A 26,426-nucleotide genomic window follows, 5' to 3' on the forward strand; every position below is an offset into this window, starting at 1 on the left:
GGTGGCGACCCCGGGCGGCGGCGACCGCCCCGGGCGTCCGTGACCTCCCCAGAGCGCCCGCGGCCTCCCCCGGACACCGGCGACCGCCCCCGGGTACCGTCGGTGTCCTCGCGGACCGAGCGGAAGGGGCACCCGTGGACTCTCGCGCCGTGCGGTCCTTCCGTGCGTTCGTCGTCGCCACGGCCGTCGTCGCGATCGTGCTCGGCATCGTGGCCGTCGTCTGGCCCGCGCCGTCGATCGTGCTCGTCGCCCTCGTCTTCGGCGTCTACCTCGTGGTCGCCGGCACGATGCGCGTGGTCGCCGCGGTCCGCGGGCACGGGACGTCCGCGGTGTGGCGGTGGACGGCGGGTGCCGTCGGCGGGCTCGTCGGGGTGGCGGGACTCGTCGCGCTCCTCGCTCCCGCCGTCCCGCTCCTCGTCTACGCGGTGCTGGCCGGGGTGGGGTTCCTCGTGGAGGGCGTCGCCGCGCTCGTCGGTGCCGTCGTGGGCCACCCCGGTTCCTCGCGATCGCCGACCGTGGTGAGCGGCCTGCTGTCGTGCATCGGCGGCGTGGTCGTGCTCGTCGCGCCGGCGCTCGCGCTGTCGGTCTTCACGGTGTTCTCCGGCATCGCGCTGATCGGCGTCGGCGCGGCCGCGCTCCTCCTGCTGCCGCCGCGCGCTGCGGTCCGCCGTGAGGCGGTCGGCACCGGTCGCACCGACCGGCGGTGAGGGTCGCCAGCCCCGACGACCGGTGACCGCCGACCGGGTGCCGACTCCGCGCTGCCGGTCCCGAACAGCAGGCCTGGCCGGGTGACGGCTACGCGCTGCCCGTCCCGAACAGCAGGCCGAGGCCGTACGTCACGACGGCAGCGCCGAAGCCGATCGCGAGCTGGCGCAGCGCCCGCCGCAGCGGCGACGCGCCGCTGAGCACGCCGACGACCGCGCCGGTGCCGAGGAGCGCGATGCCGACCAGCACGGCCGCGAGCACGATCGCCGGCCAGCCCTCGAGCCCGAACAGGTACGGCAGCACGGGGATGATCGCGCCCGAGGCGAAGAAGCAGAAGCTCGACACCGCCGCACTCGTGCCGCTCCCCACCGCCTCGTGGTCGTCGGTCGCGGCGGCTGCCGAGACCGTTCGACCGCCGAGGACCTCGGCCGCGTGCTCCTGCGCCGCGGCCTCGTCCATGCCCCGGGCCCGGTAGACCAGCGCGAGCTCGTTCGCGTCGACGTCGAGGTCGGCCACCGCGCGCCCGGCCTCGGGGTGGGGTGCGGAGGCGTCGAGCAGCTCGCGTTGGGACCGCACCGAGACGTACTCCCCCGCCCCCATGGACAGCGCGCCGGCGAGCAGCCCGGCGATGCCGCTGAGCAGCACGAAGTGCCGATCGGCGCCCGAGGCACTGATGCCGATGATCAGCGCGAGGTTCGAGACGAGTCCGTCGTTGGCGCCGAACACCGCTGCGCGGAAGGTGCCGGACAACCGCATGCGCCCGCGGTTCGCGAGGCCGCGGACGACCTCGCCGTGGATCCGCTCGTCGGCCGCCATGCGCGCGGTCGCGTCGTCGTCGTCGGCGTAGGGCGAACGGTCCTCGGCACGCTGCATGAGCGCCAGGACGAACACGGAACCGAACCGCTTCGCGAGCGCGGCGAGGACCCGGGTGCGGAGGCTGCCGCGGAGCGGCCGCCCGACGTCGTCACCGAGCAGGTCGAGCCAGTGCTGCTCGTGCCGACCCTCGGCGTCGGCGAGTGCGGCCAGGATCTCGCGTTCCTCACCGGTCCTGCGGGTCGACAGGTTCCGGTAGACCGCGGCCTCCGCCCGCTCGTCCGCCAGGTAGCGGCGCCAGCGGCGGACGTCCGCTGCGGTGGGTGCGGTGGGGCGGTCGTCCTGGAGGCTCACAGCACCGATCCTGCCCGCTCGGCCCGACGCGCGGTCGCGCCGCACCGCGGGTGGCCGGTTCCTGCGTGTCGAGACCGCCGCCGCCGTCCCGACGAGACGCCGCCGTCCCCACGAGACGCCGCCGTCCCGACGAGACGCCGCCGGATCCGACGGCGTCTCGCTCGCTCCGGCCCGTCTCGCGGCGACGCCGGCGTGTCGGCACGCCGGTGACTCGACGCGACGCACGGGCGGACACGCGACAGGGCGCGGACCGGAGGCCGTGCGCGGTGTCGCGCCGTGCCTCCCGTCCGCGCCCTGTCGGCGTGGTGACCGGGGTCAGTCCCGCACGTAGGCGGGAGCCGCCTCGGCGTGCGCGTCGCCGACGCGGTGCACGCGCAGGTCGTTCGTCGACCCCTCGAGTCCGGGGGGCGAACCGGCCGTCACGATGACCCGGTCGCCGGGGGCGGCGAGGCCGTTCGCGAGCAGCACGTCGTCGACCTGCGAGAACAGCTCGTCGGTGTGCGTCTTGCGCTCCACGAGGAACGAGCGGACACCCCAGGTGAGCGCCATGCGGCGACGCGTGGCCTCGTTCGGGGTGAAGGCGATGATGGGCAGGCCGTGGCGCAGTCGGGACATGCGGCGGGCCGAGTCGCCGGACTCGGTGAAGACGCAGAGGTACGACGCCTCGGTGAACTCGGCGATCTCGACCGCGGCGAGCGTGATCGCGCCACCGAGCGTGCGCGGCTTCGTGCCGAGCGGCGCGATGCGCTCGAGGCCGTGGTCCTCGGTCGACTCGACGATGCGGGCCATGGTGCGGACCGTCTGCACCGGGTACTCGCCGACGCTGGTCTCGCCCGAGAGCATGACGGCATCCGCGCCGTCGAGGACGGCGTTCGCGACGTCGGAGGTCTCGGCGCGGGTCGGGATCGGCGACGAGATCATCGACTCGAGCATCTGCGTCGCGACGATGACCGGCTTCGCCATGCGACGGGACAGCTCGACGGCGCGCTTCTGCACGATCGGGACGGCCTCGAGCGGGAGCTCCACGCCGAGGTCACCACGGGCGACCATGATGCTGTCGAAGGCGTCGATGATCTCCTCGAGGGCGTCGACGGCCTGCGGCTTCTCGACCTTGGCGATGATCGGGAGGCGCTTGCCCTCCTCGTCCATGATCTCGTGGGCGCGGACGACGTCCGAGGCGTTGCGGACGAACGACAGCGCGATGAGGTCGGCGCCCTGACGGATCGCCCAGCGGAGGTCCGCCTCGTCCTTCTCGCTCAGCGCGGGGACGTTGACGGCGACGCCGGGCAGGTTGATGCCCTTGTTGTTCGAGACCGTACCGGCGACGACGACCTCGGTGCGCACACGCACGCCGTCGGTGTCGAGCACGCGCAGGCGCACACGGCCGTCGTCGATGAGCAGCGGGTCACCGGGCTTGACGTCCTGCGGCAGGCCCTTGAACGTCGTGCCGCAGATCTCCTTCGAGCCGGGGACGTCCTCGGTCGTGATCGTGAAGACGTCACCGACCGCGAGCTCGTGCGGACCGTCGGCGAACTTCGCCAGACGGATCTTCGGACCCTGCAGGTCGACGAGGATCGCGACCGGCTTGCCGAGGTCCTCCGCGGCGCGACGGACGTTCTCGTAGTTGGCCTCGTGGACGCTGTAGTCACCGTGGCTGAGGTTGAGGCGGGCGACGTCGACGCCCGCTTCGATGATCTCCTTGACGGTCTCGTAGTCCGACGTAGCCGGACCGAGCGTCGAAACGATCTTTGCGCGTCTCAATGGATTCCTTCGTGTGGTGGGTGGTGCCGGTTTCCGCGCTGTGGGGCCGCGCGGAACGAGAGCAGGCCACCAGCACCCTATCGAGTGCCGGTGGCCTGCTGCTCATCGGTGGACCGGTGTTCCGGGGGCGTTCACGGCGTCAGACCGTGAGCGCGCGGTCGGTGGCCTTGACGGGCGCCGGCAGGATCGTCGAGCCCTCGAGGTACTCGTCAACCTTGGACGCAGCCGCGCGTCCCTCGGCGATGGCCCAGACGATGAGCGACTGGCCACGGCCGGCGTCGCCCGCCACGAACACGCCCGGCTCGTTCGTCGAGTAGTCGGCCTGGCGCGCGACCGCGCCCGACACCGTGGCGGGGAGCCCGAGCTGCGGCTCGATCGTGTCGGTCTCCGGACCGGTGAAGCCCATCGCGATGAGCACCAGGTCGGCGGGGATCTCGCGCTCGGTGCCCGCCTTCGGCACGCGCCGGCCGTCGAGGTACTCGGTCTCCGCCACCCGGAGCGCGCGGACCTCGCCGGCGGCGTTGCCGAGGAACTCGACGGTCGACGCCAGGAAGTGCCGCTCGCCGCCCTCCTCGTGGGCGCTCGTGACCTCGAACACCGTCGGGAACATCGGCCACGGCTGCTCGGACGGACGTTCGAGCGGCGGCTGTTTGCCGATCGCCAGGTTCGTCACGCTCAGGGCGCCCTGACGGTGGGCCGTACCGATGCAGTCGGCGCCGGTGTCGCCACCGCCGATGACGACGACGTGCTTGCCCTCGGCGGTGAGCTGGTTGTCGACGGTGGTTCCCGCGTTCGCCTTGTTCTGCTGGACGAGGTAGTCCATCGCGTAGTGGACGCCCTCGAGGTCACGCCCCGGGATCGGCAGGTCGCGCGGCACCGTGGCGCCCGTCGCGACGACGACCGCGTCGTAGCGGGACTTCAGGTCGTCCCAGGTGATGTCGACGCCGATCTCCACACCGGCGCGGAAGCGGGTGCCCTCGGCCTGCATCTGGGCGAGGCGCGCGTCGATCTGGCGCTTCTCCATCTTGAAGTCCGGGATGCCGTAGCGCAGCAGGCCGCCGATGCGGTCGTCGCGCTCGTACACGGCGACCGTGTGCCCGGCGCGCGTGAGCTGCTGGGCGGCCGCGAGACCGGCGGGGCCGGACCCGACCACCGCGACGGTCTTGCCGGTCAGGCGCTCCGGCGGGTGCGGGGTGACCCAGCCGTTCTTGTACGCCTCGTCGATGATCGAGACCTCGACCTGCTTGATCGTGACCGGCGGCTGGTTGATGCCGAGCACGCAGGACGCCTCGCACGGGGCCGGGCAGAGCTTCCCGGTGAACTCCGGGAAGTTGTTGGTCGCGTGCAGACGCTCGATCGCCTGTCGACCCTCACCGCGCCAGGTCAGGTCGTTCCACTCCGGGATGAGGTTCCCGAGCGGGCAGCCCTGGTGGCAGAAGGGGACGCCGCAGTCCATGCAGCGACCGGCCTGTCGCTTCAGGGCACCGGACTCCTGCTGCTCGTAGACCTCCTTCCAGTCCATGAGGCGCACGGGCACGGGACGGCGGGGCGGGAGCTCGCGCTCCTGCACCTTGAGGAAGCCCTTCGGGTCAGCCATGGTTCGCCTCCTGCTCGGTCTGGGTCTGGACGGGGGTGTGGGTGTGGATGTCCGCGTCGGTCGGGATCGGGGTCCGCACGGCGGCCCGGGTCGTGTCAGCCACCGGTGACCTCCAGGATGCGGTTCCAGACGACGGTGCCGTCGGGGTCGAGGCCCTCGTCGACCGCCTGCTGGCGGGTTGCGAGCACGGCGGCGTAGTCCCGCGGGAGCACCTTGACGAAGTCGCCGAGGTCGCCGGAGTCGAGCAGGTCGCCGGCCACGGTCGACCCGGTCTCGGCGAGGTGCTGCCGGAGCAGGTCGGTGACGATCTCGACGTCGGCGCTGTCCAGTTCCTCGAGCCGCAGCTCACCGGTCGCCAGCGCGTCGGCGTTCACGTGTTCCCGACGGAGGCCGCGCACGTACGCGGTGCCGCCGGACATACCGGCGCCGAGGTTGCGTCCGGTCTCGCCCAGGATCAGTGCGAGCCCGCCGGTCATGTACTCGAGTGCGTGGTCGCCGACGCCCTCGACGACCGCGGTCGCGCCGGAGTTGCGGACGAGGAAGCGCTCGCCCACGATGCCGCGGATGAACATGCTGCCCTGGGTCGCGCCGTAGCCGATGACGTTGCCGGCGATGACGTTCTCCGACGGTTCGAACGCCGACTCGGTGTCCGGACGGACGACGATGGCGCCGCCGGACAGGCCCTTGCCGACGTAGTCGTTGCTGTCCCCGACCAGGCGGAGCGTGATGCCGGCGGGCAGGAACGCACCGAGGGACTGCCCGGCCGAGCCGCGCAGCGTGATGTCGATCGACCCGGCGGGCAGGCCGTGCTCGCCGTGCCGCAGCGTGACCTCGTGGCCGAGCATGGTGCCGACCGCGCGCTCCGTGTTGCGGATCGGCAGGTCGAGCGCAACGGAACCACCGTGCTCCAGCACGTCCGCCGTCTGCTGGACGAGCTGCACGTCGAAGTGCTCGTCGAGCTCGTGGTCCTGCTCACGCAGGTGGCGTCGGGGCTCGTCGCGGCCGAACTCCGGTCCGTGCAGCACCGGCGCGAGGTTGAGACCGGAGGCCTTCCAGTGCTCGACGGCACGGTCGGTGTCGAGCGCGTCGACCTGCCCGATCGCCTCGTCCAGCGTGCGGAAGCCGAGCTCGGCGAGGAGCTCCCGGACCTCCTGCGCGATGAACTCGAAGAAGTTGACGACGAACTCCGGCTTGCCCGTGAAGCGCTTCCGGAGCTCCGGGTTCTGCGTCGCGACGCCGACCGGGCACGTGTCCAGGTGGCAGACGCGCATGAGGATGCAGCCCTCGACGACGAGCGGAGCCGTCGCGAAGCCGTACTCCTCGGCGCCGAGCAGCGCCGCCACGACGACGTCACGGCCGGTCTTCATCTGCCCGTCCACCTGCACGACCACCCGGTCGCGCATGCCGTTCAGCATCAGGGTCTGCTGGGTCTCGGCGAGACCGATCTCCCACGGGGTGCCCGCGTGCTTCAGCGAGTTGAGCGGGGACGCGCCGGTGCCACCGTCGTGGCCCGACACGAGCACGACGTCGGCCAGCGCCTTCGTCACGCCCGCTGCGACCGCGCCGATGCCGGACTGGCTCACGAGCTTCACGTGGACGCGCGCGGCCGGGTTCGCCCGCTTGACGTCGAAGATCAGCTGCTTGAGGTCCTCGATCGAGTAGATGTCGTGGTGCGGCGGCGGCGAGATGAGTCCGACGCCGGCGGTGGCGTGCCGCGTGCGGGCGACCCACGGGTACACCTTCGTCGGCGGCAGCTGCCCGCCCTCGCCCGGCTTCGCGCCCTGCGCCATCTTCAGCTGGATGTCGGTCGCGTGCGTCAGGTACATGCTCGTGACGCCGAACCGACCGGAGGCGACCTGCTTGATCGCACTGCGACGCTCGGGGTCGAGCAGACGCTCGACGTCCTCGCCGCCCTCGCCCGTGTTCGAGCGCGCACCGAGGCGGTTCATCGCGATCGCGAGGGTCTCGTGGGCCTCTTGTGAGATCGACCCGTAGGACATCGCGCCGGTGTTGAACCGCTGCACGATCGACTCGATCGGCTCGACCTCGTCCAACGCGATCGGCTTCCGGACGCCGTGACGGAACCGGAACAGACCGCGGAGCGTCATGAGCTCCTCGGACTGGTCGTCGACCGCCTGCGAGTACTCGCGGAAGATGTCGTACCGACGGGCACGGGTGGCGTGCTGGAGCCGGAACACCGTGTCCGGGTTGAACAGGTGCGGCGGACCCTCACGGCGCCACTGGTACTCGCCGCCGGTCTGCAGCCGCTCGTGCGACAGCACGGCGCCGTCCTGCGGGTACGCCTGGGCGTGCCGCTCGGCGTTCTCCTTGGCGATGACCTCGATCCCGACGCCACCGAGGATGGACGACGTCCCGGTGAAGTACCGGTCGACGAACTCCTGGCTGAGCCCGACCGCCTCGAACGCCTGGGCGCCGGCGTAGCTGGACACCGTCGAGATGCCCATCTTCGACATGATCTTGAGCACGCCCTTGCCGAGCGCCTTGATGACGTTCCGGACGGCCTGCTCCGGGGTGATCCCGGTGATCATCCCCGAGCGCACGAGGTTCTCGCAGGTCTCCATGGCCAGGTACGGGTTGATCGCCGAGGCGCCGTAGCCGATCAGGGTCGCGACGTGGTGGACCTCGCGCACGTCGCCGGCCTCGACGATGAGTCCGACCTTCATGCGCTGCTCGGTGCGGATGAGGTGGTGGTGCACCGCAGCGAGCAGCAGCAGGCTCGGCACGGGTGCCTGCTCGGCGTTGCCGTCACGGTCGGACAGCACGATGAACTGCTTGCCCGACTCGATCGCCTGGTCGACCTCGTCGCAGACCGCGGCGATGCGCTTCTGCATCGCCTTCTTGCCCGCGTCGACGCGGTACAGGCCCTTGATCGTCACCGTCAGGTGCCGACCGGACTCCGTCTCGAAGTGCTGGATCTTCGCGAGCTCGTCGTTGTCGATCACCGGGAAGTCGAGCACGATCTGCTTCGCGTGCTCGGGGCCGGCGCTCAGCAGGTTGCGCTCCGGCCCGAGGCCCATGCCCATCGAGGTGATGACCTGCTCGCGGATCGAGTCCAGCGGCGGGTTCGTCACCTGCGCGAACTGCTGCGTGAAGTAGTCGAACAGCAGGCGCGGGCGCTCGGAGAGCACGGCGATCGGCGTGTCCGAGCCCATCGCGCCGAGGGGCTCCGCACCCGTCTGCGCCATCGGGCGGAGGAGGATGCGGACCTCTTCCTCCGTGTAGCCGAACGCGCGCTGTCGCCGGGTGACCGACGCCGGGGTGTGCACGATGTGCTCGCGCTCCGGCAGGTCGCTCAGGTTGATGCGCCCCTCGTCGAGCCACTGCGCCCACGGCCCCGCGGTCGCCAGCTCGCGCTTGACCTCGTCGTCCTCGATGATCCGCCCGGCCTCGGTGTCCACGACGAACATCCGACCCGGACGCAGGCGGCCCTTGCGGACGACCTTGCCCGGCGGCACGTCGATGACGCCCGTCTCCGAGCCCATCACGATGAGGCCGTCGTCGGTCACCAGGAATCGCCCGGGACGCAGGCCGTTGCGGTCGAGCGTCGCGCCGACGACCGCGCCGTCGGTGAACGTGATGGCCGCCGGGCCGTCCCACGGCTCCATGAGCATCGAGTGGTACTCGTAGAACGCCCGCAGGTCGGGGTCCATCCCGACCTGGTTCTCCCAGGCCTCCGGCACCATCATCGACACCGCGTGCGGCAGGCTGCGGCCGGTCAGCGTGAGCAGCTCGAGGGTCTCGTCGAACGACGCCGAGTCGCTCGCGCCCGGGCTGACGATCGGCAGCAGCGGTGCGAGGTCGCCGAGCAGCTCGCTCTCGAGCTGCGACTGGCGCGCCCGCATCCAGTTCCGGTTGCCGCGGACGGTGTTGATCTCGCCGTTGTGGGCGAGCGTCCGGAACGGTTGCGCCAGCGGCCACGACGGGAAGGTGTTCGTCGAGTAGCGCGAGTGCACGATCGCGAGCTTCGAGGCGAAGCGCTCGTCGCTGAGGTCCGGGTAGAACGGCTCGAGCTGGAGCGTCGTGACCATGCCCTTGTAGACCATGGTGCGGCTCGACAGCGACATGAAGTAGACCTCGACGCCGTGCTCCGCGCGCTTGCGCAGCCGGAAGGCCTGCCGGTCGAGGGCGATGCCGCTCCAGGCGGCGCCGTGCACGTCGTGACGGGTGGAGGCGACGAACAGCTGCTCGAACGCCGGCATCGCGGCGCGCGCGAGCGTCCCGAGGACCTCCGGCCGCACCGGGACCGCACGCCACCCGAGGACCTTCAGGCCCTCCTCGCGGGCCAGGCGCTCGACCGCACCCTTCACCGCGTGGCGCTCGTCCTCGTCGACGGGCAGGTAGGCCGTCCCGACGGCGTACTCCCCCGCGGCGGGCAGGTCGAACGACACCTCGTCGCGCAGGAACGCGTCCGGCACCTGGCACAGGATGCCCGCGCCGTCACCGGTGCCCGCGTCGGAACCGACGGCACCGCGGTGCTCGAGGTTCCGGAGTGCACCCAGCGCGGCGTCGACGATGTCGTGCCCCGCGGTACCGCGGAGCGTCGCGACCATCGCGAGGCCGCAGGCGTCCTTCTCGTTCGCCGGGTCGTACGCACCGGTCGCCTCGGGCACGGCCGAGAATCGTCGGTGCGCCGGCTGCAGGGAGCGCGTCGAACGGGGGGCAGGGTCTGGCTGGAGCGCCATGGGGAACCGTCCTCACGAGGGAGTGGAACAGGGACGTCGGTGGCCCGGTGGTGCGTTCCGCCCGAGCGGGCGGACCTGGTGCCCGTGCGCGTCGCCGTGGAGGGTGCGCAGACGACGCGCGAGGTGGCGGGGCCGCTCGTGGCGACCCGACCGTTCGGATGGTGCCCCGCGGCCGGCGGGTGCCGTCCGAGGAGCCGGTGCTGCCGGTCGCGGAGTTACCGCGCGCGGCCTGCTGCTGGGACCGGATCGGCGTCGTCGGCGACCGCCGGAGCGTCGTCGTCGTGTTCCGACCAGGTGTCGTCCGAGTCTACATCGGAGGACCGACGCGGCTCGCGACCCGGCAGGTACGGGCTGGGCTCGTTGCCGGTGTGCCGACGGGTCTGCACGAGGAAGATCACGATGCCGAGCAGGATCGCGGCGAAGGACATCCAGACGTTCGTGCGGATCCCGGCGAAGGTCTCGCTCGTGTCGACGCGGATGGACTCGAGGACCGAGCGACCGGTGCCGTACCAGATCAGGTAGAGCGCCATGACCTTGCCCCACTGCAGCCGGAACCGCTTGTCGAGCAGCAGGATCACGACGACGCCCACGACGTTCCAGATGATCTCGTAGAGGAAGGTCGGGTGGAACAGGGTGCCCTCGGGCAGCCCCTTCGGGAACGCCGCGTTCGACGACTCGATCTCGAGCCCCCACGGCAGGCTCGTCGGCATGCCGAAGAGCTCGTGGTTGAAGTAGTTGCCGAGGCGACCGAACGCCTGGGCGAGCAGGACGCCGGGAGCGATCGCGTCGATCAGGGTCGAGAAGCGCAGGCCCACCTGACGGCACCCGATGTACGCACCGACCGACCCGAGGATGAGCGCGCCGAAGATGGCCAGCCCGCCCTCCCAGATGTAGAGGAACGAGAGCGGGTCACGCCCCGGCCCGAAGTAGTCGCTGACGTGGCTGAACACGTGGAACAACCGACCGCCGATGATGCCGGCGGGCACCGCCCAGATCGCGATGTCGATGATGATCCAGCGCTCGACCCCGCGGGCGTTGAGCCGCCGGTTCGCGAGCACGACGGCCGCGACGATGCCCAGCAGGATGCAGATCGCGTACGCGTGGATGCGGAAGTCGAGCGGGAGCGACCACCCGAAGACGTCGCGCAGCCAGGCGGTCAGGTCGAAGTACTGCCACGCGGTGCTCGGGCTCGGGATGCTCAGGAGGGGCATGGAGGTGCTGTCGCCTTTCGGTGCTGGACGGCCGCGGTGCCGCTGGAGGGTCGGCCCCGCTCACTGTAGCGCGGGAACCGCGCCGACCAGGAACGGGGTGGGTCGACCTGTGGGAACTGGGAGCACGGCGCACGGGAGGCGCGGGGCCGGTGCGCCGGTCGACCCACCGACACCGCGCCTCCCGTCCGGACCGGTGCTCGCCTCAGCTGCGCGCGGCGCCGCTGGTCAGGTCGGCCGCGCGGTCCGCGACCCCCTGCACGCCGAGGTCGGCGAGGGCGCGCACGAAGGCGGACCCGACGATCGCCCCGTCGGCGTACTCGAGGACCTCGCGCACCTGGTCTGCCGTCGAGATGCCGAGGCCGACGCACGTGCGCTCCACACCGGCGTCGCGCAGTCGCGACACGACGGTGCGGGCGGCGGTGTCGACGCCGACGCGGGCGCCGGTGACGCCCATCGTCGACACGGCGTAGACGAAGCCGCGGCTGGAGCGGACCGCCTGCTCCATGCGGGTGTCCGTCGAGGACGGCGCCGCGAGGAAGACCCGGTCGAGCCCGGTGCGCTCGGAGGCGTCGATCCAGGCGCGACCCTCGTCCGGGATGAGGTCCGGGGTGATGAGCCCGGACGCCCCGGCCGCGACGAGGTCGTCGGCGAACCGGTCGACCCCGTACCGGAGCACCGGGTTCCAGTAGGTCATGACGAGCACGGGCACGTCGACACGGCTCGTGATCTGGTCGACGGCGTCGAAGACCTGCGCGACACGGAAGCCGTTCGCCAGGCTCTCCTCCGCGGCGCGCTGGATCACCGGACCGTCCATCACCGGGTCGGAGTACGGCAGGCCGAGCTCGATGACGTCGACGCCGTTCTCGGCGAGGGCGACCGCCGCGTCCACGCTCGTCTGCAGGTCGGGGAAGCCGGCGGGCAGGTACCCGACGACGGCTCCGGCGCGCTCGGCGTTGGCGGTGTCGATCGTCGTCGCGACCGAGGTGGAGGGACCGGGGTTCGTCACAGCTGCACCGCGTTCTCGTCGAGGATGCCGAAGTAGCGACTGGCGGACGCGACGTCCTTGTCACCACGTCCGGACAGGGACACCAGCACGACGCCGTCGGGGCCGAGTTCCTTGCCCAGCTTGATCGCCCCTGCGAGCGCGTGCGCCGACTCGATGGCCGGCAGGATGCCCTCGGTCCGGCCGAGCAGGCGGAAGGCCTCCATCGCCTCGGCGTCGGTGATCGGCGAGTACTGCGCGCGGCCGATCGAGGCCAGGTAGGCGTGCTCGGGACCGACGCTCGGGTAGTCGAGGCCCGCCGAGATGCTGTGGCTCTCGATGGTCTGGCCGTCCTCGTCCTGCATGAGGTACGACATCGTGCCCTGGAGGACACCGGTGCGCCCGAGCGAGATGCTCGCGGCGTGCCGCCCCGTCTCGATGCCGTCGCCGCCGGCCTCGAAGCCGTGCAACCGGACCGACTCGTCGTCGAGGAAGGCCTCGAAGATGCCCATCGCGTTCGAGCCGCCGCCGACGCACGCGGCGACGGCGTCCGGCAGGCGACCGATGCGGTCGAGGACCTGCTGTCGGGCCTCTTCGCCGATCACCTTGTGGAACTCGCGGACCATCTCCGGGAACGGGTGCGGCCCCGCGACGGTGCCGAGCAGGTAGTGCGTCGAGTCGACGTTCGCCACCCAGTCGCGCAGCGCGTCGTTGATGGCGTCCTTCAGCGTGCGCGAACCCGTCTCGACCGGGATCACCTCGGCACCGAGCAGCCGCATCCGCGCCACGTTCAGTGCCTGGCGCTCGGTGTCGACGGCGCCCATGTACACGACGCAGTCCATCCCGAAGAGCGCAGCGGCGGTGGCCGTCGCGACGCCGTGCTGCCCGGCTCCCGTCTCGGCGATGAGCCGGGTCTTGCCGAGCCGCTTCGCGACGAGGGCCTGACCGAGCACGTTGTTGATCTTGTGCGAACCGGTGTGGTTGAGGTCCTCGCGCTTGAGGATGATCCGGGCACCACCGGCGTGCTTCGCGAACCGCGGCGCCTCGGTGATGATCGACGGGCGGCCGGTGTACTCGCGCTGGAGCGTGTCGAGCTCCTCGCGGAACGCCGGGTCCGCCCAGGCCGCGCGGAAGGCGGTCTCGAGCTCGTCGAGCGCGAGCACGAGCGACTCGGGGACGAAGCGTCCGCCGAAGTCGCCGAAGTACGGGCCCTGCAGGTCACGGAGTGAGGTCACGGTGGGTCTCCCGGGGTGTTCGGACGCCCCGGTGTGCGGGGCGACCGGTGGGACGGTGTCGGTCAGGCGCGCGGGCGGCCGGAGCCGTCCGCGGCGGCGATGAACGACGCGAGGGTGGTGGCGGGGTCCGCGCCCGTGACGAGCGCCTCCCCCACCAGGACGACGTCGGCACCCGCTGCGCGGTAGTGGGCGACGTCGGCGGGCGCGGCGACGGCCGACTCGGCGACGCGCACGACCCCGTCGGGGATGCGGTCGGCGAGGGAGCCGAAGAGGTCGCGGTCCAGCGAGAAGTCGGTGAGGTCGCGGGCGTTGACGCCGAGGATCCGCGCGCCGGCGTCGAGGCCACGGGAGACCTCGTCACCGGAGTGGGCCTCGACGAGCACGCGCATGCCGAGCTGCTCGGCGAGCTCGTGCAGCTCCACGAGCTGTCGCTGCTGGAGCGCCGCCACGATGAGCAGCACCAGGTCGGCACCGGCGGCGCGGGCCTCGAGCACCTGGTACGGGTCGGCGATGAAGTCCTTGCGCAGCACCGGCAGCGACACGCGCGCCTTCACCGCCTCGAGGTCGGCGAGGCTGCCGAGGAACTTCCGCCCCTCGGTGAGCACGCTGATCGTCGACGCTCCGCCACGCTCGTAGTCGGCGGCGAGGGCGGCCGGGTCCTCGATGGGCGCCATGGAGCCGCGCGACGGGCTCGCACGCTTGACCTCGGCGAGGATCTTCACGCGGTCGCCGGGCGACAGGAAGTCGAGGGCGTCGAGCGGCGACGCCACCCGGTCCAGGTCGCGCTCGACGTCCGAGAGCGGACGGTCGACACGACGGGCGGCGGCGTCCTCGAGCGCGCCCGCGACGAGGGTCTCGAGCACGTTCGGCACGGGACTACTCCGCGTGGTGCTTGGCGACGTACTTCGGACCGTTGACGCCGTAGCCGGCCTTCGCCATCACGGCGCCGACGACGAGGCCGATCACCACGACGACGGCGGACGCCCAGACGCCCCACGCCAGGTCGAACCAGAAGAACAGCGTGCCTGCCGCGAAGCCGATCAGCATGATCACGACGGCGGTCCAGGCGGCGGGCGAGTGGCCTTCGCCGAGTTCTGCGGGCTCAGTGTTGCTCACGGTGCTCCTCGTTCTGCTCCGGCGCCGTCGTCCGATCGGCGCCGATCCGATCCTACCGTGTCGGTCGTGGGCGGTTCCCCCACCGCACCGTCCCCGGCGGTCGGGTCGTCACCCGCGCTGAGGTCGTCCCAGTCGGTGATCGCGTCGCGTTGGGTCGGGGCGGCCGCACGGGCGTCGGCGGCGGCCCCGGCGGTCGCCGCGGCGTACTTCCGGGTCGGCCCGGGCCACTGCCGCTGCACCACGAACACGACGATCCCGAGCACCACGGCGAGCACGCCACCCGCGATGCCGACGGCGGGCCACGCGGTGACGTCGACCCGGTCGACGACCTGGCGCACCGCGCCGGTGTCGCTGACGCCCGCGACCTCGCCCACCGCGCCCTTCGACGCCGCGACGGGGTCCGCCAGGGCGCCGATGCCGGTCGCCACGACGGCGATGCCGAGCAGCACCTCGACGGCCGCGAGCACGACGCGCAGCACACGGCCGGCGATCGTCAGCGCGAGGAACAGCGCCAGGCTCGCGATCGCGAGCGCCGTGTACTGCGGGACGACCGCGGCACCGTCCGCCACCACGCGCGGCACCACCGCGGTGCCGGCGTGCAGGTGCACCGTGAACCACGTCTGGGTCCACGACAGCATCACGATGCCGGCGACCGCGAGGCCGGCGACGACGACGAGCGGGCGGGAGCGCCGGGCCGTCACGCGCGCACCTCGCGCATCCGGTTCGCGGTCGCGACCGCGCGCAGCGGGGCGGCCGCCTTGTTCACGGCCTCCTCGTGCTCGGTGCGCGGGTCGGAGTCGGCGACCAGGCCGGCACCGGCCTGCACGCGTGCGACCCCGTCCTTGATGAGCGCCGTACGGATGGCGATCGCCAGGTCGGCGTCGCCGGCGAAGTCGAAGTAGCCGACCACGCCCGCGTACGCTCCGCGCTTCGCCGGTTCCAGCTCGTCGATGATCTCGAGCGCACGCGGCTTCGGTGCCCCCGACAGGGTGCCGGCCGGGAAGGTCGCGCGGAAGACGTCGATCGCCGACGCCCCCGGTCGGACCGATCCCTCGACGCTCGACACCAGGTGCATGATGTGGCTGAAGCGCTCGACGGTCATGAACTCGGTCACCGCGACGGTCCCCGGCTCGCACACCTTCTGCAGGTCGTTCCGGGCGAGGTCGACCAGCATGAGGTGCTCGGCGCGCTCCTTCGGGTCGGCGAACAGCTCGTCACCCAGGCGGACGTCCTCGACCGGGCTCGCGCCGCGTGGGCGCGAGCCGGCGATCGGGTGGGTGATCGCCCGCCCGTCCTGCACCTTGACCAGGGCCTCGGGCGAGGCGCCGACGATCCAGAAGCGCTCGTCGGCGCTGTCCGCCAGCGCGAGGAAGTACATGTACGGGCTCGGGTTCAGTGTCCGGAGCACCCGGTAGACGTCGAGCGGGTCGGCGGTGACGTCGTGGTCGAACCGCTGCGAGACGACGACCTGGAAGACGTCACCGTCGCGGATGAAGTCCTTGGACCGCTCGACCGCGGCCATGTAGTCCTCCGGCGACGTCCGGTGGCGCGGGGTCGGCTCGGCGATCTCGAACGCCTCGGCGACCGTCGCCGCGCTCGGCTGCACCAGGTCCGCCTGCATCCGGTCGAGCCGGGACTGCGCGTCGGACCACATCGTGTCCGGGTCGTCGGTGCCGTCGTTGAGGACGCTCGCGACGAGGAGCACGAGGCCGGTGCGGTGGTCGAGCGCCGCGAGCTCGGACACGAAGGCGAGGGCCTGCCCGGGCACCTCGAAGTCGGCCGCGGGCACGTTCGGCAGGTGCTCGAGCTGCCGCACGGCCTCCCACCCGATGAACCCGACCGTGCCGCCGACCAGGGGCGGGGTGCCGGGAACGCGGGGCGTCGCCCACCGGTCGTGCAGGCGGGCGAGGACGTCGAGGGGGGCGCCGTCGAGCGAGCCGACGGCCCGCGACGCCGGGATGCCGGTGTCGATCCAGGACGCCCGGTCGCCGTCCTGGGTCAGGACGCCGAAGCTCCGGACGCCGACGAAGGACCAGCGCGACCACAGGCCGCCCTGGCCGGCGGACTCGAGCAGGAACGAACCGGGGCGACCGTCCGCCAGCTTGCGGTACACACCGACCGGCGTCTCGCTGTCGGCGTAGAGCGCGCGGACGACGGGGACGACGCGGTGGCCGTCGAGCAGGTCGTCGAAGGCCTGCCGGGAGGTCGTGCGCGGCTCCTCCGCGCGGCTCGCGCCGGTCATCGGATCGCCTCCGCGGTCGTGGTCGCCGACGTCGGGTCAGTCGCGTCCGTCCCGGCCTGCGCCGGCGCGGCCTGCACCGGCGCGGTCGCGGTCACGGGCTCGAGCGGGTCGACCTCGAAGCAGCTGTGCGCACCGGTGTGGCAGGCGGCCCCGACCTGCTGCACGGTGACGAGCAGCGTGTCGTCGTCGCAGTCGAGTGCGGCAGCCCGGACGTACTGCGCGTGCCCGGACGTGTCGCCCTTGCGCCAGTACTCCTGTCGGGAGCGCGACCAGAAGGTCACGCGGCCCTCGGTCAGGGTGCGGCGGAGGGCTTCGCGGTCCATCCAGCCGAGCATGAGGACGTCCTTCGAGGACTCCTCCTGCACGACTGCGGGGAGCAGGCCGTCCGCACCGAACCGTGCGCGGTCGAGGACCGCTTCCGTGCTGGTGCTGGTGCTGTCGGTCATGAGACTCCTAGCCTACGGCGGGGTGTCGGCGGACGGGGTGTCAGCGGACGGGCTGGCCGGCGGCGCGCAGCGCCGCCTTGACGTCCCCGATGGTCATCTCGCCCCGGTGGAAGACGCTGGCAGCGAGCACGGCGTCCGCGCCCGCCTCGACGGCCGGGGCGAAGTGCTCGAGGCGACCGGCGCCTCCCGAGCCGATGACCGGGACCGACGACACCGCACGCACCGCGGCGATGAGCTCGAGGTCGAAGCCGTGCTTCGTGCCGTCCGCGTCGATCGAGTTGACGAGCAGCTCGCCCGCGCCGCGCTCGACGCCCTCGCGTGCCCACGCGATCGCGTCGAGGTCGGACTCGGTCCGTCCGCCGTGGGTCGTGACGACGAAACCGGAGGGCATCCGGTCCGAGCGCTTGACGTCGAGCGACAGCACCACCGCCTGCGCGCCGAAGCGGTCGGCGATCTCGCTCACGAGCTCCGGCCGCGCGATCGCCGCGCTGTTGACGCCGATCTTGTCCGCGCCGCACTGCTGCAGGCGGGAGACGTCGTCGACGCTCCGGACGCCACCGCCGACGGTGAGCGGGATGAAGACCTGCTCCGCCGTGCGCGTCACCGTCTCGAACATGGTCGCGCGGTTCTCGACCGTGGCACCGACGTCGAGGAAGGTCAGCTCGTCGGCACCCTGCTCGTAGTAGCGGGCCGCGAGCTCGACCGGGTCCCCGGCGTCCTGCAGGTCGAGGAAGTTGACGCCCTTGACGACGCGACCGCCGGACACGTCGAGGCACGGGATGACCCGGACCGAGACGCCACCGGCGACACCGGCCGCGCCGCTGTCGGGTCCGGTCACGTCGGCTCGCACCGCGTCGTTCACAGGCGTGCGGCGTGGATCGGGCTGACCAGGATGGCGCGCGCACCGAGGTCGTACAGCGCGTCCATGATGAGGTTCGCGTCCTCGCGCGGGATCATCACGCGGACGGCCGACCAGTCGCGGTCGTGCAGCGGGGAGACCGTCGGCGACTCGATGCCCGACGCCACCGCGGTGGCCTGCTCCAGCAGGTCGGTCGGGATGTCGTAGTCGAGCATGACGTAGCCGCGGGCGACGAGCACGCCCTGCAGGCGGCGACGCAGGACGTCGATGCCCGGGATGCGCTCGTCGTTGGAGATGAGCAGCGCGGTCGACTCGAGGATCACCGGACCGAAGATCTCGAGCCCGGCGGCACGGAGCGTGCTGCCGGTCGAGACGACGTCGGCCACGGCGTCCGCGACACCGAGGCGCACGGCGCTCTCGACGGCGCCGTCGAGCTTCACGAGGGTCGCGGTCACCCCGTGCCGGGCGAGGAACTCGCCCACGAGTCCCGGGTAGCTCGTCGCGACGCGGACGCCGTCGAGGTCCTGCAGCTCGGTGAACCGGCCGGGCGTCCCGGCGAACCGGAAGGTCGAGTCGGCGAACCCGAGCGCGTCGACCTCGTGCGCCGCCGACCCGGAGTCGAGCAACAGGTCGCGGCCGGTGATGCCGACGTCGAGTGCGCCGGAGCCGACGTACGTCGCGATGTCGCGCGGACGGAGGAAGAAGAACTCGACACCGTTGCGCTCGTCGAGCAGGTGGAGCGCCTTCGGGTCGCGGCGACCGGCGTACCCGGCCTCCTTGAGCATCTCGGAGGCGGTCTCGGACAGCGAACCCTTGTTGGGCACGGCGATGCGGAGCATCAGGTGGTCTGCTTTCTGCTGGAGGTCGGGACGGCTGCGGGTCGCGGTGGCGCTCGGTGAGCGCGACACGCGTTCCTACAGATGTCGCCAGACGTCCGCCGGGGTGAGCCCCTTCGCGACCATGAGCACCTGGAGGTGGTAGATCAGCTGCGAGATCTCCTCCGAGGTGCGCTCGTCGCCCTCGTACTCAGCCGCCATCCAGACCTCGGCGGCCTCCTCCACGATCTTCTTGCCGATCTGGTGCACGCCGGCGTCCAGTTCGGCGACGGTGCCGGAGCCCTCGGGGCGCGTGCGCGCCTTCTCGGTCAGCTCCGCGAACAGGTCGTCGAACGTCTTCACGGGGACCAGGCTACCGTCCTGCGCGGCTGCACCGGACGCACCGTCCGGACGGGAGGCGCCGGTCGCCCCCGACGCGCCGCCCACCTGGGCGGTCACGCGCGTGCCGCCGCAGCCGCCTCGCGCAGGTCGGCGATGCGCTGCGCGGGCTCACCGCCGTAGACGGCGGATCCGGCGACGAGCGTGTCGGCGCCGCTGCGGACCGCCTCGGGCACGGTGTCGACCGCGATGCCGCCGTCGACCTCGAGCCAGACGTCGAGCCCCGAGGCGTCGACTGCGCCACGGGCGTCGGCGAGCTTCGGCATGACGGAGGGCATGAACGACTGCCCGCCGAACCCGGGCTCGACGGTCATGAGCAGGATCATGTCGTACGCGTCGAGGTGGTGGAGCACCTGCGTGATCGGGGTGCCGGGCTTCACGGCGACGGCGGCGCGGGCACCGTTCGACCGGATCGCCGCGGCGGTCGCCACCGGGTCGTCGGCGGCCTCGAGGTGGAACGTGACGCTCGAGGCACCGGTCTCGGCGTACTTCGGCGCCTGGGTGTCGGCGTCGGTGATCATGAGGTGCACGTCGAGCGGCACCGGCGAGACGTCCTGCAGGCGCTGCACGATCGGCAGGCCCAGGGTGAGGTTCGGCACGAAGTGGTTGTCCATCACGTCGACGTGCACCATGTCGGCGCTCTCGATGCGGTGCAGCTCCCGCTCGAGGTTGGCGAAGTCGGCGGACAGGATGCTCGGCGAGATGCGGATCGTCACCCGGCAACCCTACCGAGCGCCGCTGCCCGTCCAGACGGCGGTCTCCCACTCCAGCGGGGCTCCCGTGTCGGAGAACGGGACGAGCGGCACGGTCGGGAACTCGCGCAGGACACCGGTGAGCTGCGTCGCGGTCCCCAGTCCGCTCCGGACACGGAGGTACTGCACCAGGGTGAGCTGCCCGTACGTGCGGTTCATCGATGCGCGTGCGGTGTCCAACGAAGGGTCGGCGCCGACCGGGGGCAGCTTCGGTCGGATGGCGTACGCGCGGTTGAACAGGCGTCCGTGGTGGGCACATGCGTTGCGCACCACGTTGAGCGCGCGCAACCACGAGGTCAGCTGCGGTGCTCGGAGACCGAACCGTCCGCTCACCTCGGTCTGGACGCTCGGCGGCGCGAAGCCGAGCAGCCTCGAGACCGTCCCCCAGTCCATCACCTCGACCGCGGCCCACACCGGCAGGACTCCCCCGTACCCGGACCGGTGGTGCTCGACGAACTCCTCCCGGCTCCTGGCGACCTCACCGCGGTGCCGCTCCAGCCAATTGCGGTGGCCGTCGCCGGCGCGTGCCAGCGGACCGAGCAGATCGGGACGCAGATGGGCGCTCGGGTGGAGCCGCCCGAGTGCGTGCCCCAGCGCGGCTCTCAGTGCGAGCTCGACCGGAGCGAGGGCGTCGAACACCGTCGTCCGCAGACGCTCGTCGAAACGGTGGAGCGCGAGGACGTCCTCGAGGTGGGTCCCCGGGCGGAAGCGATCACCCCGCGCACCGCCCGTGGTCTCGCGGAACGCGTACCAGTAGCCACTCAGCCGGTAGTAGTTGACGAGGCGCAGTTCGCGGACGGCGGCGTCCTCGTCGGGCACGTGCATCCCACGTCCTCGCAGGAGTGCCACCTGCTCTCGGTACGGCCGGAACGGCTTGGGTTCCACAGCGGGCCTCCCCCGGGCCGAGAACGAAGAGGACCGGCCCTGGACCTGCTCTCGCAGGCGGAACCGGTCGTGTTCCTCCAACATATCAGATCGTTCCTGGGCCGACAACCCGCGAGCAGACGCCGAGGTTGCGTGTTGCGGGAGGGGTCAGGGGCGACGACGGAAGAGTGCGACGAACATCGCGTCGGTGCCGGTCCGGTGCGGCCAGAGCTGCGCCGTCGGACCGTCGGCGACCTGCGGGTCCCGGGCCGCCACCGACCGGACCACGCCGGCGGTGTCGAGCTGTTCGAGCACGTCGCCGTGCCGCTCGAGCAGCGCGTCGACCTGCCCGCGCGTCTCGGCCAGGTGCGGCGAGCACGTCACGTACGCGAGCGTGCCACCCGGGGCGAGTGCACGGACCGCCGCATCGAGCAGCTCGGCCTGCAGCGCCGCGAGCTCGGGGACGTCCTCGGGCTGCTTGCGCCACCGCGCCTCGGGACGCCGACGGAGCGCGCCGAGGCCCGTGCACGGAGCATCGAGCAGGATCCGGTCGAACAGCTCGTCGCCCGGCTTGCCGAAGCGCCGTCCGTCGCCCTCGACGACCGTGACGGTGTCGTCACCCGCCACGGTGGACAGGGCCTTGCGCACGAGTCCGGCGCGGGCGGGCACGAGCTCGTTGGCGACCAGGGACGCTCCGCCCTGGGCGGCCTCGGCGGCGAGGAGCGCGGCCTTGCCCCCGGGCCCGGCGCACATGTCGAGCCACCGCTCCCCCGGACGGACGGCGGACGACCGCGTGAGGGCGAGGGCCGCGAGCTGCGACCCCTCGTCCTGCACCCGGAGCCGACCGGCGGCGACGCCGGGGACCCGTGCGGGGTCGCCGGTCGTCCCGCGGATGCCGACCGGGGACACCGGGCCGGCGTCGGCCCCGGCGACCCGGCCGGGAGGCGCGGTGCCGGTCTCGTCGTCGGCTCCGGCTCCGTCGTCGGTGCGGGGCTGCTCGTCGGCTCCGGCCCCGCCGTCGGCTCCGGCCCCGTCGTCCGCTCCGGATCCGTCCTCAGCAGCGGTCGCCGTCGCGGTGCGGACGTCCTCGTCGGTGGCGAGCCCGGGCAGCGCGACGAGCTGCACGCGGGGCGCGACGTTGTCGGCCGCGAGCAGGGCAGCGAGCTCGTCCCGCGACCGCTCGGCCGCCAGGGCGTCACGGAGTGCGGCGACCACCCACGACGGGTGCGACCAGCGGGTGGCCAGCAGCGCGTCGCCGCTCCGACCCTCGGTCACCAGGGCGTCCCACTCGTCGTCGGTCCTCGCGGCGACCTTGCGCAGGACCGCGTTGACGAAGCCGGTGGCCCGGCGGGCGCCGACCTCGCGTGCGAGCTCCACGGTCGCCGAGACCGCCGCGTGCGTGGGTGTGCGCATGCCGAGCAGCTGGTGCACGCCGAGGCGCATCACGTCGAGCACGTCGGACTCGATGTTGTCGACCCGGCGACCGGATGCGACCCCGACGATCGCGTCGTAGCGGCCGAGCATGCGGATCGACCCGTAGGTGAGCTCGGTGGCGAAGGCGGCGTCGCGGGCGGACAGACCGGCGCGACGGATGCGCGTGGGCAGGAGCAGGTTGGCGTAGGCGTCGTCGACCTGCACCGCGCGGAGCACGTCGAACGCGACCCGCCTGGCGCTGGTCGGACGGGGGCGACGGTCGCCGCGCGACCGCCGGGAGGACTGCTGCGCCGCGCTCACGAGAGCACCACGCCCTCGAGCGAGCCGAGGCCGCGTGCCCACGCGGCGCCGTCCATCGCCTTCTTGCCGGCGGGCTGGACCTCGGTGAGCACGAGCGGGACGTCGGCCGTGCCGACGAGGAGTCGTCCGTCGACCAGTGCGAGCGCACCGGGCGCGAGGTGCGGGGTGGAGGAGGCCGCGCCTCCCGGCAGGAGCGCGCTGCGGAGCAGCTTCACCCGCGTCTCGCCGAGGTGGGCGAACGCGCCGGGCTCGGGCGTCACACCGCGGACGCGGGCACGGACGGCCACGGCCGGCTCCGTGAAGGCGACGTGCGCGTCGTCGGCGGTCGGCTTCGGGGCGAGGGTCACCGTCCCGGACTGCTCGGTGGCGACCGCGCTGCCGTCGGCCAGGGCGTCGACGACCCGCAGGACGGTGTCCGCTCCGGTCTCGGCCATCGCGGCGAGGACCTCACCGCTGGTGGCGTCCGGGTCGATCGTGAACGGGTCGGCGGCGTACACGGGACCGGCGTCGAGCGCCTCGACGAGCTGGAAGACGGTCGCGGCGGTCCGGGTGTCGCCCGCCATCACGGCACGCTGGACGGGTGCGGCGCCGCGGTACGCCGGCAGCTCGGAGAAGTGCAGGTTGACCCAACCGAGACGTGGAGCGTCCAGGGCGGGACGACGGAGGAGCGCACCGTACGCGACGATGACGCCGAGGTCGGCCTGCAGTTCGACCAGCTGCGCGGTGACGGCGTCGTCCACCCGGGTGGCCTCGATGACGGGCAGTCCGAGCTCCTCGGCGACCTGCGCCACCGGGGTCGGCGTGAGGACACGCTTCCGACCCTGGGGTGTCGGGGGTCGGGTGAGGACGGCCGCGATCTCGTGGTCGGAGGCGGCGAGACGTCGGAGGGTGGGGACGGCCGCAGCGGGGCTGCCGGCGACGACGAGACGCATGGGGTCCATCGTCCCACGGCCGACGGTGTCCGACGCGCGCGGGACGCTGCCGGCCGGGAACGGACTGCGAGCGGGCTGGGTAACGTCCGGACCATGAGTGACGTCACCACCTCCACCAACCGCTACGCCGGCTCGTCGATCCAGAAGGTCGCGCTCGTCGTCGGCATCGTGTTCCTGCTCGTCGGGATCGCCGGGTTCGTGCCGGGGCTGACCTCCGGCGACCTCGGCGGTGCCGGGCACCACTCGATGGCGATGCTGCTCGGGATCTTCCAGGTGTCGGTCCTGCACAACATCGTGCACCTGCTGTTCGGCGTCGTCGGCCTCCTCGCGGCGAACCGGGCGACGGGGTCGCGGATGTACCTCGTGATCGGCGGCGTCGTCTACTTCGTGCTGTGGGTCTACGGCCTGTTCACGGCGGGCACGATGTCCGGCGCGAACTTCGTCCCGCTCAACTGGGCGGACAACTGGCTGCACCTCGTGCTCGCGATCGGCATGGTCGCGCTCGGCGTCGTCTTCCCGCGGGAGCGCCGCCGTCCGGTCGGCGCCTGACCCGGGGCCGAACCCGCTGGACGCAACGTCGGCGGCTCCTCGCAGCGGTACTCCCCTGCGAGCGGCCGCCGTCGTTGCGTTCCGCGGGAGGTCGTCAGGCGTCGACGGCGGCGCGGGCCCCGACGAAGGCGTCCACGCAGCGGCGCACCTGCTCCTCGGTGTGCGCCGCGGAGAGCTGCACCCGGATCCGGGCTCTCCCCTGCGGCACCACCGGGTAGCTGAACGCCGTCACGTAGACGCCCCGCGCCTGCATCTCGTCCGCGATCCGCGCGGTACGGCCGGCCTCGTGGAACATCACGGGCACGATCGGGTGCTCCCCCGGCAGCAGCTCGAAGCCCGCGTCCGACATGAGCGTCCGGAACGTCCTGGCGTTGGCTGCGAGCCGGGCGCGGGCGTCGTCCGACCGTTCGACGAGGTCGAGCGCCGCGACGGTCCCCGCCGCGATCACCGGCGCGAGCGAGTTCGAGAACAGGTACGGGCGTGAGCGCTGCCGCAGCAGGTCGACGATCTCCCGGCGCGAGGCCACGTACCCGCCGGACGCCCCGCCGAGCGCCTTGCCGAACGTGCCGGTGTAGACGTCGACGCGGTCCGCGACGCCGCACAGCTCGGGGGTGCCCCGCCCGTGCTCGCCGACGAACCCGACGGCGTGCGAGTCGTCGACGATGACGAGTGCGTCGTACCGCTCGGCGAGGTCGCAGATCTCGGCGAGCGGCGCGATCGAGCCGTCCATGGAGAAGACGCCGTCGGTGACCACCGCGCGGAACCGGGCCGACGATGCGGCGGCGAGCTGCGCCTCCAGGTCGGCCGTGTCGCGGTTGCGGTACCGGAACCGCTGCGCCTTCGAGAGCCGGATGCCGTCGATGATCGACGCGTGGTTGAGCTCGTCGGAGATGATCGCGTCCTCCGGGCCGAGCAGCACCTCGAACAGCCCACCGTTCGCGTCGAAGCACGACGAGTACAGGATCGCGGCCTCGGTGCCGAGGAAGCCGGCGACCCGACGCTCGAGGTCGAGGTGCAGGTCCTGCGTGCCACAGATGAACCGCACGCTCGCCACCCCGTAGCCCCAGCGGTCGAGGGCGTCCTTCGCCGCGTCGACGAGGTCGGTCGAGTCCGCGAGCCCGAGGTAGTTGTTCGCACAGAAGTTGAGCAGGTCGGTGCCGTCCGCCGCGATCGCCGCACGCTGCGGACCGGCGATGCCGCGCTCGCGCTTCGTCAGCCCCGCGGCCTCGATCCCGGCGAGCTCCGTCGCCAGGTGGTCCTTGATCGCGCCGTACATCAGGTCTCCGTCCAGTCGATGACGACCTTGCCGCCGTCCGCGCTCGCCGCCGCGGCGAACGCTGTCTCCCAGTCGCGCGCCGGGTGGCACGCCGACACGATCGAGCCGATGCGCTCGCGCAGGACCGCACTCGTGGCGAGCATCGAGCTCATCGCCTGCCACGTCTCGTACATCTCACGGCCGTAGATGCCCTTCACCGTGAGCATGTGCGTGACGACCTTGGCCCAGTCCACCGCGATCGGGCCGCTCGGCAGCCCGAGCATCGCGATCCGCCCCCCGTGGTTCATGTTCTCGACCATCGCGGGCAGCGCGGTCGGGGCGCCGGACATCTCGAAGCCGACGTCGAAGCCCTCACGCATGCCGAGCCGCTCCTGAGCCGCACGGACCGTGGCCGCCCCGTCGTGACGCACGTCCACCCCGAGGTCGGCGCCCATGCCCTCCGCGAGGCGCAGCCGCTCCGTGCTGACGTCCGTCCCGACGACGAACCGCGCACCGGCGTGCCGGGCCACCGCGATCGCCATGAGGCCGATCGGTCCGCACCCGGTGACCAGCACGTCCTCGCCGACCAGGGGGAACGCGAGCGCGGTGTGCACGGCGTTGCCGAGCGGGTCGAAGAGGGCACCCACCTCGGGTTCGACGGGGCCGTGGTGGACCCACACGTTCGTGCCCGGCAGCGTCAGGTACTCCGCGAACGCGCCGTCGCGCTGCACGCCGAGCCCCTTCGTGCGGATGCACATCTGCCGACGTCCGGCGCGACAGTTCCGGCAGGTGCCGCAGACGACGTGCCCCTCGCCGGACACGAGGTCGCCGACGGCGACGTCACGCACGGCGGCGCCGACCTCGACGACCTCGCCGGAGAACTCGTGGCCGGGCACGAGCGGTGCGGTCACGGCCGACGCGGCCCAGTCGTCCCACCGCTCGATGTGCAGGTCGGTCCCGCAGATCCCGGTCCGCAGCACGCGGACGAGGACCTCGTCCTCGGTCGGGACCGGCACCGGCCGGTCGGTCATGATCAGTCCCGGACCGGCGTCCGGCTTCCAGAGCGCCCGCATCGGCGTCACCTCGTCACTTCGTCGTGCGT

23 protein-coding genes are annotated in these 26,426 nt (G+C 72.4%); 2 read left to right on the forward strand and 21 right to left on the reverse strand.

What is annotated here, in order from left to right; translation table 11 throughout:
* Nucleotides 1–134 precede the first annotated feature (134 nt).
* Complete coding sequence (locus tag NI26_RS08600; protein ID WP_158407755.1) at nucleotides 135–707, forward strand: HdeD family acid-resistance protein; 573 nt, start codon at nucleotides 135–137, stop codon at nucleotides 705–707.
* A gap of 88 nt (nucleotides 708–795) precedes the next feature.
* On the opposite strand, the gene NI26_RS08605 is transcribed toward NI26_RS08600, so the two are convergent.
* From NI26_RS08605 to NI26_RS08695, 19 genes are all read right to left on the reverse strand, one after another.
* Nucleotides 796–1,872 (reverse strand): VIT1/CCC1 transporter family protein, encoded by a 1,077-nt coding sequence (locus NI26_RS08605; RefSeq protein WP_066654492.1) that lies wholly within the window; start codon nucleotides 1,870–1,872, stop codon nucleotides 796–798.
* Between the two features lie 315 nt (nucleotides 1,873–2,187).
* Complete coding sequence (gene pyk / locus NI26_RS08610; protein WP_066654495.1) at nucleotides 2,188–3,633, reverse strand: pyruvate kinase; 1,446 nt, start codon at nucleotides 3,631–3,633, stop codon at nucleotides 2,188–2,190.
* 139 nt (nucleotides 3,634–3,772) lie between these two features.
* Nucleotides 3,773–5,230: a glutamate synthase subunit beta gene (locus NI26_RS08615; RefSeq protein WP_066654496.1), complete on the reverse strand. Its 1,458-nt coding sequence runs from the start codon at nucleotides 5,228–5,230 to the stop codon at nucleotides 3,773–3,775.
* 95 nt (nucleotides 5,231–5,325) lie between these two features.
* On the reverse strand, nucleotides 5,326–9,801 hold the full coding sequence (gene gltB / locus NI26_RS08620) for a glutamate synthase large subunit (RefSeq protein WP_235426634.1): 4,476 nt from the start codon (nucleotides 9,799–9,801) through the stop codon (nucleotides 5,326–5,328).
* A 347-nt stretch (nucleotides 9,802–10,148) separates the two neighbouring features.
* Nucleotides 10,149–11,144, reverse strand: a complete 996-nt coding sequence (lgt, locus tag NI26_RS08625; protein WP_081984882.1) for a prolipoprotein diacylglyceryl transferase — start codon at nucleotides 11,142–11,144, stop codon at nucleotides 10,149–10,151.
* 202 nt (nucleotides 11,145–11,346) lie between these two features.
* On the reverse strand, nucleotides 11,347–12,150 hold the full coding sequence (gene trpA / locus NI26_RS08630) for a tryptophan synthase subunit alpha (RefSeq protein WP_066654497.1): 804 nt from the start codon (nucleotides 12,148–12,150) through the stop codon (nucleotides 11,347–11,349).
* Entirely contained in the window at nucleotides 12,147–13,361 is a 1,215-nt protein-coding gene (gene trpB, locus NI26_RS08635) for a tryptophan synthase subunit beta (protein ID WP_066654498.1), read from the reverse strand. The genes trpA and trpB overlap by 4 nt, the downstream gene beginning before the upstream one ends.
* Before the next feature lie 62 nt (nucleotides 13,362–13,423).
* Nucleotides 13,424–14,224, reverse strand: a complete 801-nt coding sequence (trpC, locus tag NI26_RS08640) for an indole-3-glycerol phosphate synthase TrpC (RefSeq protein ID WP_066658277.1) — start codon at nucleotides 14,222–14,224, stop codon at nucleotides 13,424–13,426.
* 13 nt (nucleotides 14,225–14,237) lie between these two features.
* Nucleotides 14,238–14,477, reverse strand: a complete 240-nt coding sequence (locus NI26_RS16895) for a DUF6704 family protein (protein ID WP_066654504.1) — start codon at nucleotides 14,475–14,477, stop codon at nucleotides 14,238–14,240.
* The gene (locus tag NI26_RS08650; protein ID WP_066654506.1) at nucleotides 14,474–15,178 is read right to left on the reverse strand and encodes a Trp biosynthesis-associated membrane protein; all 705 of its coding nucleotides are present in this window, start codon (nucleotides 15,176–15,178) and stop codon (nucleotides 14,474–14,476) included. Before NI26_RS08650 ends, NI26_RS16895 begins: the two co-directional genes overlap by 4 nt.
* Nucleotides 15,175–16,719, reverse strand: a complete 1,545-nt coding sequence (locus NI26_RS08655; protein WP_066654508.1) for an anthranilate synthase component I — start codon at nucleotides 16,717–16,719, stop codon at nucleotides 15,175–15,177. Before NI26_RS08655 ends, NI26_RS08650 begins: the two co-directional genes overlap by 4 nt.
* Complete coding sequence (gene hisI / locus NI26_RS08660; protein WP_066654510.1) at nucleotides 16,716–17,165, reverse strand: phosphoribosyl-AMP cyclohydrolase; 450 nt, start codon at nucleotides 17,163–17,165, stop codon at nucleotides 16,716–16,718. The genes NI26_RS08655 and hisI overlap by 4 nt, the downstream gene beginning before the upstream one ends.
* Nucleotides 17,166–17,205: 40 nt before the next feature.
* Nucleotides 17,206–18,003, reverse strand: coding sequence for an imidazole glycerol phosphate synthase subunit HisF (hisF, locus tag NI26_RS08665; RefSeq protein WP_066658289.1), 798 nt, complete (start codon nucleotides 18,001–18,003; stop codon nucleotides 17,206–17,208).
* Between the two features lie 20 nt (nucleotides 18,004–18,023).
* Entirely contained in the window at nucleotides 18,024–18,863 is an 840-nt protein-coding gene (gene hisG / locus NI26_RS08670; RefSeq protein ID WP_066654512.1) for an ATP phosphoribosyltransferase, read from the reverse strand.
* A 75-nt stretch (nucleotides 18,864–18,938) separates the two neighbouring features.
* Nucleotides 18,939–19,202 (reverse strand): phosphoribosyl-ATP diphosphatase, encoded by a 264-nt coding sequence (locus NI26_RS08675; RefSeq protein WP_058726551.1) that lies wholly within the window; start codon nucleotides 19,200–19,202, stop codon nucleotides 18,939–18,941.
* Nucleotides 19,203–19,294: 92 nt separating this feature from the next.
* Nucleotides 19,295–19,954: a ribulose-phosphate 3-epimerase gene (gene rpe / locus NI26_RS08680; RefSeq protein ID WP_066654514.1), complete on the reverse strand. Its 660-nt coding sequence runs from the start codon at nucleotides 19,952–19,954 to the stop codon at nucleotides 19,295–19,297.
* Nucleotides 19,955–19,963: 9 nt separating this feature from the next.
* A complete protein-coding gene (locus tag NI26_RS08685; RefSeq protein WP_235426334.1) occupies nucleotides 19,964–20,815 on the reverse strand; it encodes an Abi family protein in 852 nt (283 codons plus the stop codon).
* 207 nt (nucleotides 20,816–21,022) lie between these two features.
* A complete protein-coding gene (locus NI26_RS08690) occupies nucleotides 21,023–22,588 on the reverse strand; it encodes an RsmB/NOP family class I SAM-dependent RNA methyltransferase (RefSeq protein ID WP_066654518.1) in 1,566 nt (521 codons plus the stop codon).
* Nucleotides 22,585–23,520, reverse strand: a complete 936-nt coding sequence (locus NI26_RS08695; protein WP_066654520.1) for a methionyl-tRNA formyltransferase — start codon at nucleotides 23,518–23,520, stop codon at nucleotides 22,585–22,587. The genes NI26_RS08690 and NI26_RS08695 overlap by 4 nt, the downstream gene beginning before the upstream one ends.
* Nucleotides 23,521–23,613: 93 nt before the next feature.
* Here NI26_RS08695 and NI26_RS08700 point away from each other — a divergent pair, with 93 nt between their 5' ends.
* Nucleotides 23,614–24,069 carry a DUF4383 domain-containing protein gene (locus tag NI26_RS08700; protein WP_174234689.1) on the forward strand — a complete coding sequence of 152 codons (456 nt, stop codon included), beginning with the start codon at nucleotides 23,614–23,616 and terminating at the stop codon, nucleotides 24,067–24,069.
* 94 nt (nucleotides 24,070–24,163) lie between these two features.
* Here the strand turns inward: NI26_RS08700 and NI26_RS08705 are convergent, their stop codons facing one another.
* The gene (locus NI26_RS08705) at nucleotides 24,164–25,345 is read right to left on the reverse strand and encodes a glycine C-acetyltransferase (protein ID WP_066654521.1); all 1,182 of its coding nucleotides are present in this window, start codon (nucleotides 25,343–25,345) and stop codon (nucleotides 24,164–24,166) included.
* Nucleotides 25,345–26,397: an L-threonine 3-dehydrogenase gene (tdh, locus tag NI26_RS08710; protein ID WP_066658292.1), complete on the reverse strand. Its 1,053-nt coding sequence runs from the start codon at nucleotides 26,395–26,397 to the stop codon at nucleotides 25,345–25,347. The genes NI26_RS08705 and tdh overlap by 1 nt, the downstream gene beginning before the upstream one ends.
* Nucleotides 26,398–26,426: the final 29 nt, after the last annotated feature.

Source organism: Curtobacterium sp. MR_MD2014, from assembly GCF_000772085.1.
In the GTDB taxonomy this organism is placed as follows: Bacteria; Actinomycetota; Actinomycetes; order Actinomycetales; family Microbacteriaceae; genus Curtobacterium.

Coding starts and splice junctions, on each gene's coding strand:
- NI26_RS08615 (WP_066654496.1), bottom strand. CDS start 5,230: ATGGCTGACCCGAAGGGCTTCCTCAAGGTGCAGGAGCGCGAGCTCCCG.
- gltB (WP_235426634.1), bottom strand. CDS start 9,801: ATGGTCGCGACGCTCCGCGGTACCGCGGGGCACGACATCGTCGACGCC.
- lgt (WP_081984882.1), bottom strand. CDS start 11,144: ATGCCCCTCCTGAGCATCCCGAGCCCGAGCACCGCGTGGCAGTACTTC.
- NI26_RS08655 (WP_066654508.1), bottom strand. CDS start 16,719: ATGACCGGCGCGAGCCGCGCGGAGGAGCCGCGCACGACCTCCCGGCAG.
- hisI (WP_066654510.1), bottom strand. CDS start 17,165: ATGACCGACAGCACCAGCACCAGCACGGAAGCGGTCCTCGACCGCGCA.
- hisG (WP_066654512.1), bottom strand. CDS start 18,863: ATGCTCCGCATCGCCGTGCCCAACAAGGGTTCGCTGTCCGAGACCGCC.
- NI26_RS08685 (WP_235426334.1), bottom strand. CDS start 20,815: ATGCACGTGCCCGACGAGGACGCCGCCGTCCGCGAACTGCGCCTCGTC.
- NI26_RS08695 (WP_066654520.1), bottom strand. CDS start 23,520: ATGCGTCTCGTCGTCGCCGGCAGCCCCGCTGCGGCCGTCCCCACCCTC.
- NI26_RS08700 (WP_174234689.1), top strand. CDS start 23,614: ATGAGTGACGTCACCACCTCCACCAACCGCTACGCCGGCTCGTCGATC.
- NI26_RS08705 (WP_066654521.1), bottom strand. CDS start 25,345: ATGTACGGCGCGATCAAGGACCACCTGGCGACGGAGCTCGCCGGGATC.
- tdh (WP_066658292.1), bottom strand. CDS start 26,397: ATGCGGGCGCTCTGGAAGCCGGACGCCGGTCCGGGACTGATCATGACC.